Origin of the sequence: Mycobacterium sp. ITM-2016-00316, assembly GCF_002968335.2 — a bacterium.
Lineage (GTDB): Bacteria > Actinomycetota > Actinomycetes > Mycobacteriales > Mycobacteriaceae > Mycobacterium.
This window is the reverse complement of sequence record NZ_CP134398.1, coordinates 4,268,789-4,283,992: the sequence shown is the minus strand read 5'-3', so window position 1 is coordinate 4,283,992 and position 15,204 is coordinate 4,268,789. Positions and strand designations below refer to the sequence as shown.

Sequence of the window (15,204 nt, the reverse complement as noted above, 5' to 3'; positions counted from 1 at the left end):
CCGCGAAAGAACGCGCGCTCAGCTCTTCGGCTGGGTGCAGATGACCTTCGGGGACCCCCTCGCGCATGTGCAATATGCGAGGGAAAGAAAGGAAATCCGTGACTGATACGGACCTCTTCACGGCAAGCGACAGCGGCGAAGCCGCCGCAGATTCCGCTTCCGTGGACTCAGGCAAGGCCGCGCGGAGCGCAGGCGCACGCGGCGGGCGTTCCGGCTCGCTGACGTCGATGCTGCTTCCAGACCTGCGCGCGCTTGCCGGTGAAGTAGGTGTCAAAGGCACCTCGGGCATGCGTAAGGGCGATCTGATCGCCGCCATCAAGGAACGTCGTGGTGAGGGCAACGGCGGTGCGCCCGCCGCTGCTCCGGTAGCCAAGGCCGCCGAAGCGGCCCCGGTTGCGGAGTCGGCACCGGCCGCACCGCAGGCCGACGCCGGCGCGGCGCCGCAGCAGAGCAACCCGCAGCGCCGTGAGCGCCGCAGCGCCGCGCGCCAGACCGGTGCGCCCGAAGGCCAGAAGGCGCAGGATGCCAATGGCGCCAAGACCGAGAACGAGGGCGCGCAGGAACCCGCGCGCTCCGACAAGCCCGACAATGCCACCGGCAACCGCAATGCGGATAACCGCGGTGCCGACAACCGCGGTGCCGACAACTCGGAAGCCCGCTCGGAAACGCGCGAGAACCGTCCGCCCAGGAACTCAGAGGGTGGCGACCAGCAGGGCGGCGGCCAGCAGAACCGCAACAGCGGCGGCGGCAACAACAGTGGTGGCGGCAACGCCAACAACTCGAACAACAACAACAACGACGACGGCGACGACCGCCAGGGCCGTCGTGGCCGACGGTTCCGTGACCGTAAGCGCCGCGGGGAGCGTGGCGGCGATGGCGGCGATCGCGGAGACCGCGGCGATCGCGGAGACCGCGACACCGAACTGCGCGAGGACGATGTCGTCCAGCCGGTGGCCGGCATTCTGGATGTGCTGGACAACTACGCGTTCGTGCGCACCTCCGGCTACCTGGCGGGCCCCAACGACGTCTACGTGTCGATGAACATGGTGCGTAAGAACGGTCTGCGCCGCGGTGACGCGGTGACCGGTGCGGTGCGGGTGGCCCGCGAGGGTGAGAGCACTGGCGGCGGCAACAACCCGCGCCAGAAGTTCAACCCGTTGGTCCGCCTGGACACCGTCAACGGAGGCCCGGTCGAGAACGCCAAGAACCGGCCCGACTTCCAGAAGCTGACCCCGCTGTACCCGAACCAGCGGCTGCGTCTGGAGACCACTCCGGACCGCCTCACCACCCGCGTGATCGACCTGATCATGCCGATCGGTAAGGGTCAGCGCGCGCTGATCGTGTCACCGCCCAAGGCCGGTAAGACCACGATCATGCAGGACATCGCGAACGCGATCACCAAGAACAACCCGGAATGCCATCTGATGGTCGTGCTCGTCGATGAGCGCCCGGAAGAGGTCACCGATATGCAGCGTTCGGTCGTCGGCGAGGTCATCGCCTCGACGTTCGACCGTCCGCCGTCAGATCACACCCAGGCCGCCGAACTGGCCATCGAGCGGGCCAAGCGCCTGGTCGAGCAGGGCAAGGACGTCGTGGTGCTGCTGGATTCGATCACCCGCCTGGGCCGCGCGTACAACAACGCGTCGCCGGCATCGGGACGCATCCTGTCCGGTGGTGTCGACTCGACCGCGCTGTATCCGCCCAAGCGTTTCCTGGGCGCGGCGCGCAACATCGAGTTCGGTGGATCGCTGACGATCATCGCCACGGCCATGGTCGAGACCGGCTCCACCGGTGACACCGTGATCTTCGAGGAGTTCAAGGGCACCGGTAACGCCGAGCTCAAGCTGGACCGAAAGATCGCCGAGCGCCGCGTCTTCCCGGCCGTCGACGTCAACCCGTCGGGTACCCGCAAGGACGAGTTGCTCTTGGGTGCCGACGAGTTCGCGGTCGTGCACAAGCTGCGTCGGGTGCTCTCGGGTCTGGATCCGCATCAGGCCATCGACCTGCTGATGAGCCAGCTGCGCAAGACCAAGACCAATTACGAGTTCCTGGTCCAGGTCTCCAAGAACACCCCCGGTGGAAACAGCGACAACGACTGACCCACGCTGCGCGAGCAGACGCACATGGCCCCGTTTCCCTGGTGGAACGGGGCCATTTGCGTCTGCTCGATCGAGAGAACGCCGATGACCCGGATCACTAGGCCGTGGGATCGCTGCGCAGCGCCGGGATCAGATAACGCCGGACGTGGGTGAGCAGCTGAGCCGAATCGGTCGGGTCCAGCGTGTCGCCCGGCACCGTCGCCAACGAAATCACAATGCGGGCAACCCATTCCGAGGCCTCATCGATGACGACATCAGAATGGATTTCGCCGTTGTCCCGGGCGGCGATCAGGTAGCGGGACCAGAACCCGGCGAGGTCGGGCACCAGGCCCTGCACACCGGCGCCGGCGCAGGCGGCGAACTCCTCGGGCTCGTCGACGCGGAGCTTCATCAACAGGGCGCCCGGATCGTCATAGGCGGTGCGGCCGTGCCGGATCCCCGCGACGATCTGCTCGTCGAGCCCCTGGATCTCTTCCAGGACGGCGTGGGCCTGTGACCAGTACACCTCGTTGAGGCGCACGATCGCGGCGCCGAGCAGGGTGACCTTGTCCGGGAAGTGCCGGTAGAGCCAGCCCCGCGACACCCCAGCGGTCTCGGCCACCTCCGAGACGGTGGTGGCCCGGATGCCCTTCGCATGCAGGCACACCTCGGCCGCATCGATCAGGCGATCGCGAACGGTGGCCGTGCTGGTGGGCACTTTGCGGGCTCCTCGGCGGTGGGGTTCGGCGGATTAGCAGACGTGTTGTTGCATTCTGCCAACAACCCCACCGATACGGTGGAGCAGGTCAGCAGTGGTAGACAGCTTCAAGAATCTGTTCACAGACATGGAGGTGCCCGGGCATGGCGGACACACTGCAACAACTGCTGCGTACCCGAGCAGAACGCGACACGGCCGCGGTCAAGTACGGCGACGACATCTGGACATGGCGCGAACACATCGCTGACGCCGGTCGCCAGGCCGCCGCACTCATCGCGCTCGCCGACCCCGCGCGCCCGCTGCATGTCGGCACGCTGCTGGGCAACTCCCCACGCATGCTCACCGCGCTGGCTGCCGCCGGGCTCGGCGGTTACGTGCTGTGCGGTATCAACACCACCCGCCGTGGGGACGCCCTGGCCCGTGACATCGCCAAGGTCGACACCCAGATCCTGCTCACCGACGCCGACCACCGTCACCTGCTCGACGGGGTGGACCTGCCCGGTGTCACGGTGATAGACACCTCCGCAGCGCAGTGGACCCAGCTGCTCGCCGAGGCCCCGGAGCTCACGCCGCACCGCGAATGCGCGCCGGATGACACCTTCATGATGATCTTCACCTCGGGCACCAGCGGCGAGCCCAAGGCCGTCGAGGTGCCGCATTCGACGGTGCTGTTCGCCGGCAGCGCCCTGGTGCAGCGCTACGAGCTGAGCGATCAGGACACCTGCTACCTGGCCATGCCGCTGTTTCACTCCAACGCCGTCTACGCCGGATGGAGCGTCGCGCTCGGCGCGGGCGCGGCGATGGCGCCCGCGACGTTCTCCGCCTCGTCGTTCCTGCCCGACATCCGGCGCTACGGCGCCACCTACATGAACTACGTCGGCAAGCCGCTCGCCTACATCCTGGCCACCGCCGAAGGCCCCGACGACGCCGACAACCCGTTGCGCGTCGCCTTCGGCAACGAGGCCGCCGACCGCGATATCGAGGCCTTCGGCCGACGATTCGGGTGCACGGTGTGGGACGGGTTCGGGTCCACCGAGACCGCCGTCATCATCACCCGGCTGGAGAACTGCCCGGCCGGCTCGATCGGCCAGGGCTTCCCGGGCGTCGCGATCTACAACTCGGAGACCGGCCAGGAATGTGAGGTCGCCCGTTTCGACGCCCACGGCGCCCTGCTGAACGCCGAGGCCGCGACGGGGGAGTTGGTGAACACCACCGGCAGCGGGCTGTTTCGCGGCTACTACAACGACCCCGGTGCCACCGGTGAACGACTGCGCGGGGGTATCTACTGGTCCGGTGACCTCGCCTATCGCGACGCCGGCGGCTGGATCTACCTGGCCGGCCGCACGGCGGACTGGATGCGTGTCGACGGCGAGAACCTGACGACGGCACCGATCGAACGGATTCTGTTGCGACTGGATGCGATCAACCGGGTCGCGGTCTACCCGGTGCCCGACGAGCACGTCGGTGATCAGGTGATGGCGGCCGTGGTGCTGCAGGATGACGCCGAAGTCACCCCCGCCGCGTTCGCCGAGTTCCTCGCCGAGCAGGCCGATCTGTCGCCCAAGGCGCGGCCGCGCTATGTCTGGATCGCCGAAGACCTGCCGAGCACCGCGACCAACAAGATCCTCAAACGCGAACTCATCGCCCTCGGGACCGCACCGCAGGGACGGCGCATCTGGAAACGCGACGGTCAGACGTACACACCGCTGACCCGGGAATAGCGGCCGGTGGTAGGGCGTTTTCGCATTCGACGGTTGACCTGGCATAATTCACCGTCGACCCTCGGTTCCGGTTCACGCTCGAAGACTCCCAGGTCTGGGCTCGGGCGACCCGGCGGCCAACGATTGCAGAGGAAAAGCCATGAAATCGGGTATTCACCCCAACTACGCCGAGACCAATGTGGTCTGCGGCTGCGGTAACACCTTCACCACCCGCAGCACCAAGGACAACGGCCACATCGTGGTCGAGGTCTGCTCGCAGTGCCACCCGTTCTACACCGGCAAGCAGAAGATCCTCGACAGCGGCGGCCGCGTCGCCCGCTTCGAGAAGCGCTACGGCAAGCGCGCCGGGGCGGCGGGGAAGCCAGAAGCCACGGCTGCTGCAGACAACTAGCTGACCTATCGGCGCCCGAACCTGGCACTTGTGTCAGGACCGGGCGCCGATTTGCGTCTACAGGCCGTTCTTGAGGAGTCCAGGTGACCGATACCGCACCCGCGATCGAGGCGTTGCTCGCCGAGTGCGCCGACCTGGAGACCCAGCTCGCCGATCCCGCCCTGCATGGTGACGCCGGCGCGGCACGCCGCGTCGGGAAGCGGTTCGCGCAGGTCTCCCCGATCGTCTCGACGTACCGCAAACTGGAAGCCGCGCGCGGCGACCTGGAGGCCGCCCGCGAGCTCGCCGCCGAGGACGAGGCCTTTGCTGCCGAGGTGCCCGAGATCGAGGCGCGGGTCGCCGAGCTCGACAACCGGCTGACCGATCTGCTCGCCCCACGCGATCCACACGACGCCGACGATGTCGTGCTCGAGGTCAAATCCGGTGAGGGTGGCGAGGAATCGGCATTGTTCGCCTCCGACCTGGCGCGCATGTACATCCGCTACGCCGAGCGGCACGGCTGGACGGTTACCGTGCTCGACGAGACATGGTCGGACCTGGGCGGTTACAAGGACGCCACCATCACCATCGCGAGCAAGGGCGATTCCGCCGACGGCGTGTGGTCGCGGATGAAGTTCGAGGGCGGGGTGCACCGCGTGCAGCGCGTGCCCGTCACCGAATCCCAGGGCCGGGTGCACACCTCGGCCGCGGGCGTGCTCGTCTACCCCGAGCCCGACGACGTCGAGGCCGTCCAGATCGACGAGTCCGATCTGCGCATCGACGTCTACCGCTCGTCGGGCAAGGGCGGCCAGGGGGTCAACACCACCGACTCCGCGGTCCGGATCACCCACCTGCCCACCGGCATCGTCGTCACCTGCCAGAACGAGCGCAGCCAGCTGCAGAACAAGGCGCGCGCCATGGTGGTGCTCGCTGCCCGGCTACAGGCACTCGCCGAGGAGCAGGCCTCGGCGGACGCGTCGGCGGACCGGGCCAGCCAGATCCGCACGGTCGACCGTAGCGAGCGGATCCGCACCTACAACTACCCCGAGAACCGGATCGCCGACCACCGCATCAACTTCAAGTCGCACAACCTCGACCAGGTACTCGATGGTGATATGGATGCGCTGCTGGACGCACTGGCGGCCGCCGACAAGCAGGCGCGGCTCCAACAGGCGTGATGAACGCGTTGCAGCAAGCGATCTCGGATGCGGCCACCGTGCTCGCCACCGCCGGCATCGACTCCGCGCGTGCCGATGCCGAACAACTGGCCGCCCATGTGCTCGGCGTCGATCGCGGGCGGCTGATGTTCGCCGATCCCGGACCCGGGGTCCTGGACGAATTCCGCACCCTCGTCGAGCAGCGCGCGCTGCGAATCCCGTTGCAGCACTTGTTGGGTACCGCCGCCTTCGGTCCGCTGACCCTGGCCGTCGGGCCCGGGGTGTTCATCCCGCGGCCCGAGACCGAGGCGCTGCTGGAGTGGGCGCAGACCGTCCCCGTCCGCCCGGGCGGCGTGATCGTGGACCTGTGTTCGGGTTCGGGCGCACTCGCGCTCGCACTTGCGCTCTACCGCCCCGATGCCCGTGTCATCGCGGTGGAGCGGTCCGAGGAGGCGCTGCGTTACGCCCGCGCCAATGTGGACGGAACCACAGTGGAGTTGCTGCACGCCGATGTCACCGACCGCGATGTGCTGACCGACCTCACCGGCCAGGTTGACCTGGTGGTTGCGAACCCGCCCTATATCCCTGACGGTGCAGAGCTGGAACCAGAAGTGGCAGAACATGATCCGCGCGCCGCGCTATTCGGTGGCCCGGACGGGATGGCCGTCATCAAGCCGATCGTCGAGCTGGTCTCCCGGCTGCTGCGGCCCGGCGGGCAGGTGGGGGTCGAACATGACGACACCACGTCGGCGGCCACCGTCGAGCTCTTTGGTGCCGCCGGCGTCTTCACCGGTATCGCGGCACGCCGCGACCTGGCCGGTCGACGCCGGTTCGTCACCGCGGTGAGAAGCTGAGTGGCATGAGACGCGACGAGCGGTTGGGTGAGGAGTCATGACACAACTCTTCGACTGCGCGGACCCAGAACAACGGGCGACCGGGCTCATGTCGGCGATCAGCGCGGTCAAGGGTGGGGGACTGGTCGTGCTGCCCACCGACACCGTCTACGGCATCGGCGCGGACGCCTTCAACAGCGAAGCGGTCGCCGCGTTGCTCGCGGCCAAGAACCGGGGCCGCGATATGCCGGTCGGTGTGCTCGTCGGCTCCTGGCACACCATCGACGGTTTGGTCTATGCGGTGCCGCCCGCCGCGCGCGAACTCATCCAGGCGTTCTGGCCGGGCGCGCTGAGCCTGGTGGTGCGGCACGCGCCGTCGCTGCACTGGGACCTCGGCGACGCAGCAGGCACCGTCATGTTGCGCATGCCGCTGCAGCCGGTGGCCATCGAACTGCTGCGCGAGGTCGGCCCGATGGCGGTCTCCAGCGCGAACGTCTCCGGGCAGCCGGCCGCGGTCACCGCCGCGGACGCGCAGGCTCAGCTGGGTGCGCGGGTCGAGGTCTACCTCGACGGGGGACCGTCGCCGCAGGGCGCCGCCTCGACGATCGTGGACGTGTCCGGTCCGCAGCCGCGGGTGCTGCGCGAAGGGCCCGTCTCGGTCGCCGACGTCGCCCGCGTGCTCGGCGTGGAAGCCCAGGCCCTCACACCCGAGGACGCCCGTGGGACCACCCCTTAGGCCACAGCCAATTCGCGTACGGTTCAGCACGTGGTGAGCGAATCGGTCTGGATGGCTGACGGTCTGCTCGCCCTGTCGGACCGCGGCGCCGGTGTCCCGCTACGCGAACTCGCGCTCGTCGGACTCACGGCCGCGATCATCACCTACTTCGCGACCGGCTGGGTGCGGGTGTTCGCCATCCGGGTCGGCGCGGTCGCCTACCCGCGCGAACGCGATGTGCACGTCCAGCCGATCCCGCGGATGGGCGGATTGGCCATGTACATCGGCGTGGCCGCCGCGGTGCTGCTGGCCTCCCAGTTGCCCGCCCTCAACCGTGGGTTCGTGTACTCGACCGGCATGCCCGCGGTGGTGGTCGCCGGCGGACTCATCATGCTGGTGGGGCTCATCGACGACCGGTGGGGGCTGGACTCGCTGACCAAGTTCGCCGGCCAGATCACCGCCGCCAGCGTGCTGGTCACCATGGGCGTGGCATGGAGCGTGCTGTACATCCCGTTCGGTGGCGTCGGCACCATCGTGCTGGATCAGGTCACCTCGATCCTGCTCACCTTGGCGTTGACGGTCTCGATCGTCAACGCCATGAACTTCATCGACGGTCTCGACGGGCTGGCAGCCGGGCTCGGGCTGATCACGGCGCTGGCCATCTGCATCTTCTCGGTGGGCCTGCTCCGCGATCACGGGGGCGATGTGCTGTTCTACCCGCCGGCCATGATCTCGGTGGTGCTCGCCGGTGCGTGCCTGGGCTTCCTGCCGCACAACTTCCACCGCGCCAAGATCTTCATGGGCGACTCGGGTTCGATGCTGATCGGCCTGATGCTCGCCGCGGCCTCGACGACGGCGGCCGGTCCCATATCGCAGACCGCCTACGGGGCGCGCGACGTGTTCGCGTTGCTGTCACCGTTCCTGTTGGTCGTGGCGGTGATGTTCGTGCCCGCCCTGGACACGCTGCTGGCGATCGTGCGCCGCACCCGCGCGGGTGTTCATTTCTCGACTCCGGACAAGATGCATCTGCATCACCGACTGCTGCAGATCGGGCATTCGCACCGCCGCGTCGTCCTGCTGATCTACATGTGGGTCAGCATCGTGGCACTGGGGGCGGCAAGCACCATCTTCTTCGATCCGCGCTACACCGGCGCGGTGATGCTGGCCGCGATTCTGGTCGCCGGCGTGGTGACCCTGATACCACTGCTGCGGGGTCGAAACGGTGCGGTCGAAGACCCGTGAAAGCCGTTGTACGACAAAAAGTAGTAGGCCTGTTTTTGTGCCTCCTACCTTGTGGTACGGTTCTGCGCATAACCCGAAAACCTCGCGGGTTGCCGGCCCGGCCCATCGGTCCACCCGACCGATCGGCGCCGATACACGACCGACAAAAGGGAGCTACCCCTTGGGTGATTCCAGCGCGCCCGCTGCCCTCCGATACTCTCGTCGGGCATGCACAGGAATTTTGCAGTTTTCTGAGGTATCGCAGTTTTCGATCAGTACCCCCCTCGACGACGCGGGATTGAGGTGAACGACGTGACGACGCCAGCGCAGGACGCGCCCCTGGTGTTCCCTTCCGTCGCCTTCCGCCCGTTGCGGCTGCTGCTGATCTGCCTGGCACTGACCGCCCTGGCCATCGCGGCCGCCGGTTACGTCGGCAACATCTTCTTCGGTGTGTTCTTCGGGATCGGGCTCGGTCTCGGTTTGCTCAATGCGCTGCTGGTGCGCCGAGCCGTCGAGTCGATCACGATGGAAGACCACCCACTCAAGAAGAAGATGGCCATAAACTCCGCCACGCGACTGTTGGTGATCACCGCAGTCGCCATGGTGGTGGCCATCTACTTCAAGGCACACGGCGGAATTGCGGTGCTGTTCGGGTTGGCAATCTTCCAGGCGCTGCTGGTGATGAGCACCAGCATTCCGGTGCTGAAGAAGATCCGCTCCAACGGCTTGGACGTCGAAGACGTCCCCGCATCGGATTCGAAGGATTGAGCTGACCCGAATGACTGAGACTGTGCTTGCCGCCGAAGAGGGTGGCGCCGCCATCCACGTCGGACACCACACGATGGTGTTCGAACTGTTCGGCATGACCTTCAACGGTGACACGATCATGGCCACCGCGATCACCGCGTTGATCATCATCGGGCTGGCGTTCTACCTGAAGTCCAAGGTCACCTCGACCGGTGTTCCCGGTGGCGTGCAGCTGTTCTGGGAGGCGCTGACCATCCAGATGCGTCAGCAGATCGAGGGTTCGATCGGCATGAAGATCGCCCCCTTCGTCCTTCCGCTGGCCGTCGCGCTGTTCGCGTTCATCCTGATCTCCAACTGGCTGGCTGTGCTGCCCTGGCAGTACGGCGGGTCCGACGGCGCCGCCGCCGAGCTCTACAAGCCGCCGGCCTCGGATATCAACTTCGTGCTGGCTCTCGCCCTGTTCGTGTTCATCTGCTACCACGCAGCGGGCATCTGGCGACGCGGCGCCATCGGCCACCCGATCGCCGTCGTCAAGGGGCACGTCGCCTTCCTGGCGCCGATCAACATCGTCGAGGAACTGGCGAAGCCGATCTCGCTGGCACTGCGACTCTTCGGCAACATCTTCGCCGGCGGCATCCTGGTGGCGCTGATCGCGATGTTCCCCTGGTACATCCAGTGGCTGCCCAACGCCATCTGGAAGACCTTCGACCTGTTCGTCGGCCTGATCCAGGCCTTCATCTTCAGCCTGCTGACGATCCTGTACTTCAGCCAGTCGATGGAAGTCCATGACGACCACGACGCCAAAGAACACGCGCACTGACTTTCGACCGTTTGACCACGCTGCACTGACACGTACGACAGAAGTCCTGGTGGCACCGCCGCCAGTTACAAGGAGGAAAAAGGAATGGAACTCGATCCCAACGCTCTCATCACCATGGGCGCGCTGATCGGTGGCGGTCTGATCATGGGTGGCGGTGCCATCGGCGCCGGTATCGGTGACGGTATCGCGGGTAACGCGCTGATCTCCGGCATCGCCCGGCAGCCCGAGGCCCAGGGCCGGCTGTTCACCCCGTTCTTCATCACCGTCGGTCTGGTGGAGGCCGCGTACTTCATCAACCTGGCGTTCATGGCGCTGTTCGTCTTCGCCACGCCGGGCCTGCAGTAGTCCGACAGCATGGACCAGCTGACCGTATCCATCGTGGCCGCGGAAGAGGGCGGGGGGACCAGTAACTTCCTGGTTCCCAATGGCACCTTTTTCGCCGTGCTGCTCATCTTCCTGATCACGCTCGGCGTGATCTGGAAATGGGTGGTGCCGCCGATCAGCAAGGTGCTCGCCGAGCGCGAGGCCATGCTGGCCAAAACTGCTGCCGACAGCCGTAAGTCGGCTGAACAGGTGGCAGCCGCTCAGGCCGACTACGACGAGGCGATGGCCGGCGCACGCGCCGAGGCATCGGCACTTCGTGACGAGGCACGCGCCGAAGGCCGTCAGGTCGTCGACTCGAAGCGGGCCGAGGCCAGCGGTGAAGTCGCCGAGACGGTACGCCAGGCCAACGAGAAGCTGTCCCAACAGGGTTCAGCGGCTCAAGCCGAGCTGGCCTCGTCGGTGGATGGCCTGTCGGCCACCCTGGCGAGCCGCATCCTCGGCGTCGACGTGAATTCGGGACGGAACAACTAGATGTCGACATTCATCGGACAGCTGATCGGCTTCGCCGTCATCGTGTTCATCCTCGCCAAATGGGTGGCACCCCTGGTGAAGGGGTTGATGGTCAAGCAGCAAGAGGCCATCCGGGTCGCCCTGGCCGAGAGCGCTGAAGCGGCGAAGAAGCTCGCCGAGGCCGATGCCATGCACGCCAAGGCACTGGCCGACGCCGAGGCCGAGGCCGGCAGCGTCACCGGTGAGGCGAAGCAGGATTCCGAGCGCATCAAGGCCCAGCTGGAAGAGCAGGCCGGAGTCGACGCCGAGCGCATCAAGGCCCAGGGCGGGCAGCAGGTTCACCTGCTGCGCCAGCAGCTGGTGCGTGAACTGCGGCTCGGGCTCGGCGACGAGGCTGTCACCAAGGCCGCGGACCTGGTCCGCGCCCACGTGGCCGACGCGGACGCGCAGGCGGCGACCGTCGACCGCTTCCTCGACGATCTCGACCAGATGGCCCCGTCGGCCGCGGTGATCGAGACCGGTGCCACGGCAGGACTACGGGCGGCCAGCCGTGAGGCACTGGCCAACCTGGTCTCGGAGTTCGACAGCGTGGCCGGTGGTTCGGACGCCGAGGGCCTGACGGCCCTGGCCGATGACCTGGCCGCGGTGGCGAAGCTGCTCATCACCGAGAGCGCCCTGACCAAGCACCTGGCCGAGCCGGCCGATTCCGCCGCGGCGAAGGTCGCGCTGGTCGACAAGCTGCTGACCGGCAAGATCGGTGAGCCCGCCCTGAAGCTGGTTCGTACCGCCGGATCCCAGCGCTGGTCCACCGAGGCCAACCTGGTCGACGGGATCGAGCACATCGCGCGGCTGGCCCTCCTGCAGCGCGCACATGCCGCCGGCGAGGTCGACGAGGTGGAGGACCAGCTGTTCCAGTTCGGTCGGGTCCTCGACGCCGAGCCCAGGCTGTCCGCGCTGCTCAGCGACTACACCGCCGATGCAGCGGGTCGAATCGCGCTGCTGGACAAGGTGGTCGGTACCGGAAGCAGCGCCAATGGCACTGCCGCCGCGTTGCTGTCGCAGACCATCGGCCTGCTCCGCGGGGAACGCGCCGATGAAGCCGTCATCGATCTCGCCGAGCTCGCAGTGGCCCGTCGCGGAGAGGTTGTGGCTCACGTCAGCGCCGCTGCGGATCTGACCGATGCACAGCGCGACCGCCTGGCGGCCGTGCTCACGCGCATCTACGGGCACCCGGTGTCCGTCCAGTTGCATGTCGATCCGGAACTGCTCGGTGGTCTGTCGATCACCGTCGGTGACGAAGTGATCGACGGATCCATCGCGTCCCGCTTGGCTGCCGCGCAGACCCAGCTGCCGGACTGACCCCGAAGACTTATCACCCAGATCAAAAGGTAGGAAGACGAAAAACCATGGCAGAGTTGACAATCTCGGCTGCTGATATCGAAGGTGCCATCGAGGGCTACGTATCCTCGTTTTCCGCCGACACCGAGCGGGAAGAGGTCGGCACCGTTGTCGATGCCGGTGACGGCATCGCCCACGTCGAGGGCCTGCCCTCGGTCATGACACAGGAGCTGCTCGAATTCCCGGGCGGCGTTCTGGGTGTCGCGATGAACCTCGACGAGCACAGCGTCGGCGCCGTGATCCTGGGTGACTTCGCGAAGATCGCCGAAGGCCAGCAGGTCAAGCGCACCGGCGAGGTGCTCTCCGTCCCGGTGGGTGACGCCTTCCTCGGCCGCGTGGTGAACCCGCTCGGCCAGCCGATCGACGGCCAGGGCGACATCGCCTCGGACACCCGGCGTGCCCTCGAGCTGCAGGCCCCCTCGGTGGTGCAGCGCCAGGGTGTCAGTGAGCCGCTGCAGACCGGTATCAAGGCCATCGACGCCATGACGCCGATCGGCCGCGGCCAGCGCCAGCTGATCATCGGTGACCGCAAGACCGGCAAGACCGCCGTCGCCGTCGACACCATCCTCAACCAGCGTGGGGCGTGGGAGACCGGCGACCCCAAGCAGCAGGTGCGCTGCGTCTACGTCGCGATCGGCCAGAAGGGCACCACGATCGCCTCGGTGAAGCGGGCGCTCGAAGACGGCGGTGCGATGGAGTACACCACCATCGTCGCGGCCCCCGCCTCCGACGCTGCCGGCTTCAAGTGGCTGGCGCCCTACACCGGTTCGGCCATCGGCCAGCACTGGATGTACGACGGCAAGCACGTCCTCATCGTGTTCGACGACCTGTCCAAGCAGGCCGACGCCTACCGCGCCATCTCGCTGCTGCTGCGCCGCCCGCCGGGCCGCGAGGCGTTCCCCGGCGACGTGTTCTACCTGCACTCCCGCCTGCTGGAGCGGTGCGCCAAGCTGTCCGACGAGCTCGGCGGTGGATCGATGACCGGCCTGCCGATCATCGAGACCAAGGCCAACGACATCTCGGCGTTCATCCCGACCAACGTCATCTCGATCACCGACGGCCAGTGCTTCTTGGAGTCCGACCTGTTCAACCAGGGCGTGCGACCGGCCATCAACGTCGGTGTCTCGGTGTCCCGCGTCGGTGGTGCCGCCCAGATCAAGGCAATGAAGGAAGTGGCAGGAAGTCTCCGCTTGGACCTGTCGCAGTACCGCGAGCTGGAGGCCTTCGCGGCCTTCGCCTCGGATCTGGACGCGGCCTCCAAGGCGCAGCTGGACCGCGGTGTGCGTCTGGTCGAGCTGCTCAAGCAGCCCCAGTACAGCCCGCTGGCCGTCGAGGACCAGGTCGTCGCGATCTTCCTCGGAACCAAGGGCCACCTGGATTCGGTTCCCGCCGAAGACGTCTCACGCTTCGAGACCGAGCTGCTGGAGCACGTGAAGGCCAGCCACTCGGACATCCTCAATGGCATCAAGGAGAGCAAGAAGCTCTCCGAGGAAGCCGAGGAGAAGCTGGTCACCGTGATCAACGACTTCAAGAAGGGCTTCTCGGCGTCTGACGGCAGCTCGGTCGTCGTCAACGAGGCCGACTCCGAGGCCCTCGATCCCGAGGACCTGGAGAAGGAATCGGTCAAGGTCCGCAAGCCTGCTCCCAAGAAGGCCTAGGTAACCAATGGCAGCCACACTGCGCGAGCTACGCGGACGTATCCGCTCGGCCGGGGCGATCAAGAAGATCACCAAGGCTCAAGAGCTGATCGCCACGTCGCGGATCGCCAAGGCGCAGGCTCGGGTCCAAGCGGCCCGGCCCTACGCCACCGAAATCACCAGCATGCTCACCGAGCTGGCCGGCGCCAGCGCGCTGGATCACCCGCTGCTCGTCGCGCGGGAGAACCCGAAGCGGGCCGCCGTGCTGGTGGTGTCCTCGGACCGTGGCCTGTGCGGCGGATACAACGCCAACGTGCTGCGTCGCGCCGAGGAACTGTTCTCGCTGCTGCGCGACGAGGGCAAGTCCCCGGTGGTCTACGTCATCGGCCGGAAGGCACTGGGCTACTACAACTTCCGCCAGCGTGACGTGGTGGAGTCGTGGACCGGCTTCTCGGAGCGACCCACCTACGAGCACGCCAAGGAGATCGCCGACACCCTGGTGACGGCCTTCATGTCGGGTGCCGATGACGACGGCGACGACGGCGGTGCGGACGGCATCCTCGGTGTCGACGAACTGCACATCGTGTCGACCGAGTTCCGGTCGATGTTGTCGCAGACCGCGGCGGCACTGCGGATCGCCCCGATGGTCGTCGAGTACGTCGAAGACGCACCGGATGAGGGCCCGCACACCCTGTTCTCGTTCGAGCCGAACGCCGAGAACCTGTTCGACGCGCTCCTGCCGCGCTACATCGCCACCCGCGTGTACGCGGCACTGCTGGAGGCGGCCGCCTCGGAGTCGGCTTCACGCCGGCGCGCCATGAAGTCGGCCACCGACAACGCCGACGATCTGATCAAGGCACTCACGCTGGCGGCCAACCGCGAGCGTCAGGCGCAGATCACCCAGGAAATCAGCGAGATCGTCGGTGGCGCCAACGCGCTGGCCGACGCCAAGTAA

General features: G+C 67.0%; 15 protein-coding genes. 14 read left to right on the top strand and 1 reads right to left on the bottom strand.

Going from position 1 to position 15,204, the window contains the following annotated elements; genetic code table 11:
- Positions 1 to 98: 98 nt before the first annotated feature.
- The gene (gene rho, locus C6A86_RS20575) at positions 99 to 2,099 is read left to right on the top strand and encodes a transcription termination factor Rho (protein WP_105366723.1); all 2,001 of its coding nucleotides are present in this window, start codon (positions 99 to 101) and stop codon (positions 2,097 to 2,099) included.
- Positions 2,100 to 2,196: 97 nt separating this feature from the next.
- Here the strand turns inward: rho and C6A86_RS20570 are convergent, their stop codons facing one another.
- Entirely contained in the window at positions 2,197 to 2,796 is a 600-nt protein-coding gene (locus C6A86_RS20570; RefSeq protein ID WP_105366722.1) for a TetR/AcrR family transcriptional regulator, read from the bottom strand.
- A gap of 143 nt (positions 2,797 to 2,939) precedes the next feature.
- Here C6A86_RS20570 and fadD1 point away from each other — a divergent pair, with 143 nt between their 5' ends.
- The 13 genes from fadD1 to C6A86_RS20505 all read left to right on the top strand — a co-directional run bounded on the left by fadD1 (position 2,940) and on the right by C6A86_RS20505 (position 15,204).
- A complete protein-coding gene (gene fadD1 / locus C6A86_RS20565) occupies positions 2,940 to 4,517 on the top strand; it encodes a fatty-acid--CoA ligase FadD1 (RefSeq protein WP_105366721.1) in 1,578 nt (525 codons plus the stop codon).
- 139 nt (positions 4,518 to 4,656) lie between these two features.
- Positions 4,657 to 4,908, top strand: coding sequence for a 50S ribosomal protein L31 (rpmE, locus tag C6A86_RS20560; protein ID WP_105366720.1), 252 nt, complete (start codon positions 4,657 to 4,659; stop codon positions 4,906 to 4,908).
- Positions 4,909 to 4,991: 83 nt separating this feature from the next.
- Positions 4,992 to 6,065, top strand: a complete 1,074-nt coding sequence (gene prfA, locus C6A86_RS20555) for a peptide chain release factor 1 (protein WP_105366719.1) — start codon at positions 4,992 to 4,994, stop codon at positions 6,063 to 6,065.
- Positions 6,065 to 6,898 (top strand): peptide chain release factor N(5)-glutamine methyltransferase, encoded by an 834-nt coding sequence (prmC, locus tag C6A86_RS20550; RefSeq protein WP_105366718.1) that lies wholly within the window; start codon positions 6,065 to 6,067, stop codon positions 6,896 to 6,898. The genes prfA and prmC overlap by 1 nt, the downstream gene beginning before the upstream one ends.
- 37 nt (positions 6,899 to 6,935) lie before the next feature.
- The gene (locus C6A86_RS20545; RefSeq protein ID WP_105366717.1) at positions 6,936 to 7,613 is read left to right on the top strand and encodes an L-threonylcarbamoyladenylate synthase; all 678 of its coding nucleotides are present in this window, start codon (positions 6,936 to 6,938) and stop codon (positions 7,611 to 7,613) included.
- Between the two features lie 51 nt (positions 7,614 to 7,664).
- Positions 7,665 to 8,834, top strand: coding sequence for a glycosyltransferase family 4 protein (locus tag C6A86_RS20540; RefSeq protein ID WP_105366716.1), 1,170 nt, complete (start codon positions 7,665 to 7,667; stop codon positions 8,832 to 8,834).
- Between the two features lie 291 nt (positions 8,835 to 9,125).
- Positions 9,126 to 9,581 (top strand): ATP synthase subunit I, encoded by a 456-nt coding sequence (locus C6A86_RS20535; RefSeq protein WP_105366807.1) that lies wholly within the window; start codon positions 9,126 to 9,128, stop codon positions 9,579 to 9,581.
- Between the two features lie 10 nt (positions 9,582 to 9,591).
- Complete coding sequence (atpB, locus tag C6A86_RS20530) at positions 9,592 to 10,380, top strand: F0F1 ATP synthase subunit A (RefSeq protein WP_199196472.1); 789 nt, start codon at positions 9,592 to 9,594, stop codon at positions 10,378 to 10,380.
- Positions 10,381 to 10,464: 84 nt separating this feature from the next.
- Positions 10,465 to 10,725 (top strand): F0F1 ATP synthase subunit C, encoded by a 261-nt coding sequence (locus tag C6A86_RS20525; RefSeq protein ID WP_067994567.1) that lies wholly within the window; start codon positions 10,465 to 10,467, stop codon positions 10,723 to 10,725.
- Positions 10,726 to 10,734: 9 nt separating this feature from the next.
- A complete protein-coding gene (locus tag C6A86_RS20520; RefSeq protein ID WP_105366713.1) occupies positions 10,735 to 11,235 on the top strand; it encodes a F0F1 ATP synthase subunit B in 501 nt (166 codons plus the stop codon).
- Positions 11,236 to 12,573, top strand: coding sequence for a F0F1 ATP synthase subunit B/delta (locus C6A86_RS20515; protein WP_105366712.1), 1,338 nt, complete (start codon positions 11,236 to 11,238; stop codon positions 12,571 to 12,573). It begins immediately after the preceding gene.
- Between the two features lie 47 nt (positions 12,574 to 12,620).
- A complete protein-coding gene (atpA, locus tag C6A86_RS20510; RefSeq protein WP_105366711.1) occupies positions 12,621 to 14,270 on the top strand; it encodes a F0F1 ATP synthase subunit alpha in 1,650 nt (549 codons plus the stop codon).
- 7 nt (positions 14,271 to 14,277) lie between these two features.
- Positions 14,278 to 15,204, top strand: coding sequence for a F0F1 ATP synthase subunit gamma (locus tag C6A86_RS20505; RefSeq protein WP_105366710.1), 927 nt, complete (start codon positions 14,278 to 14,280; stop codon positions 15,202 to 15,204).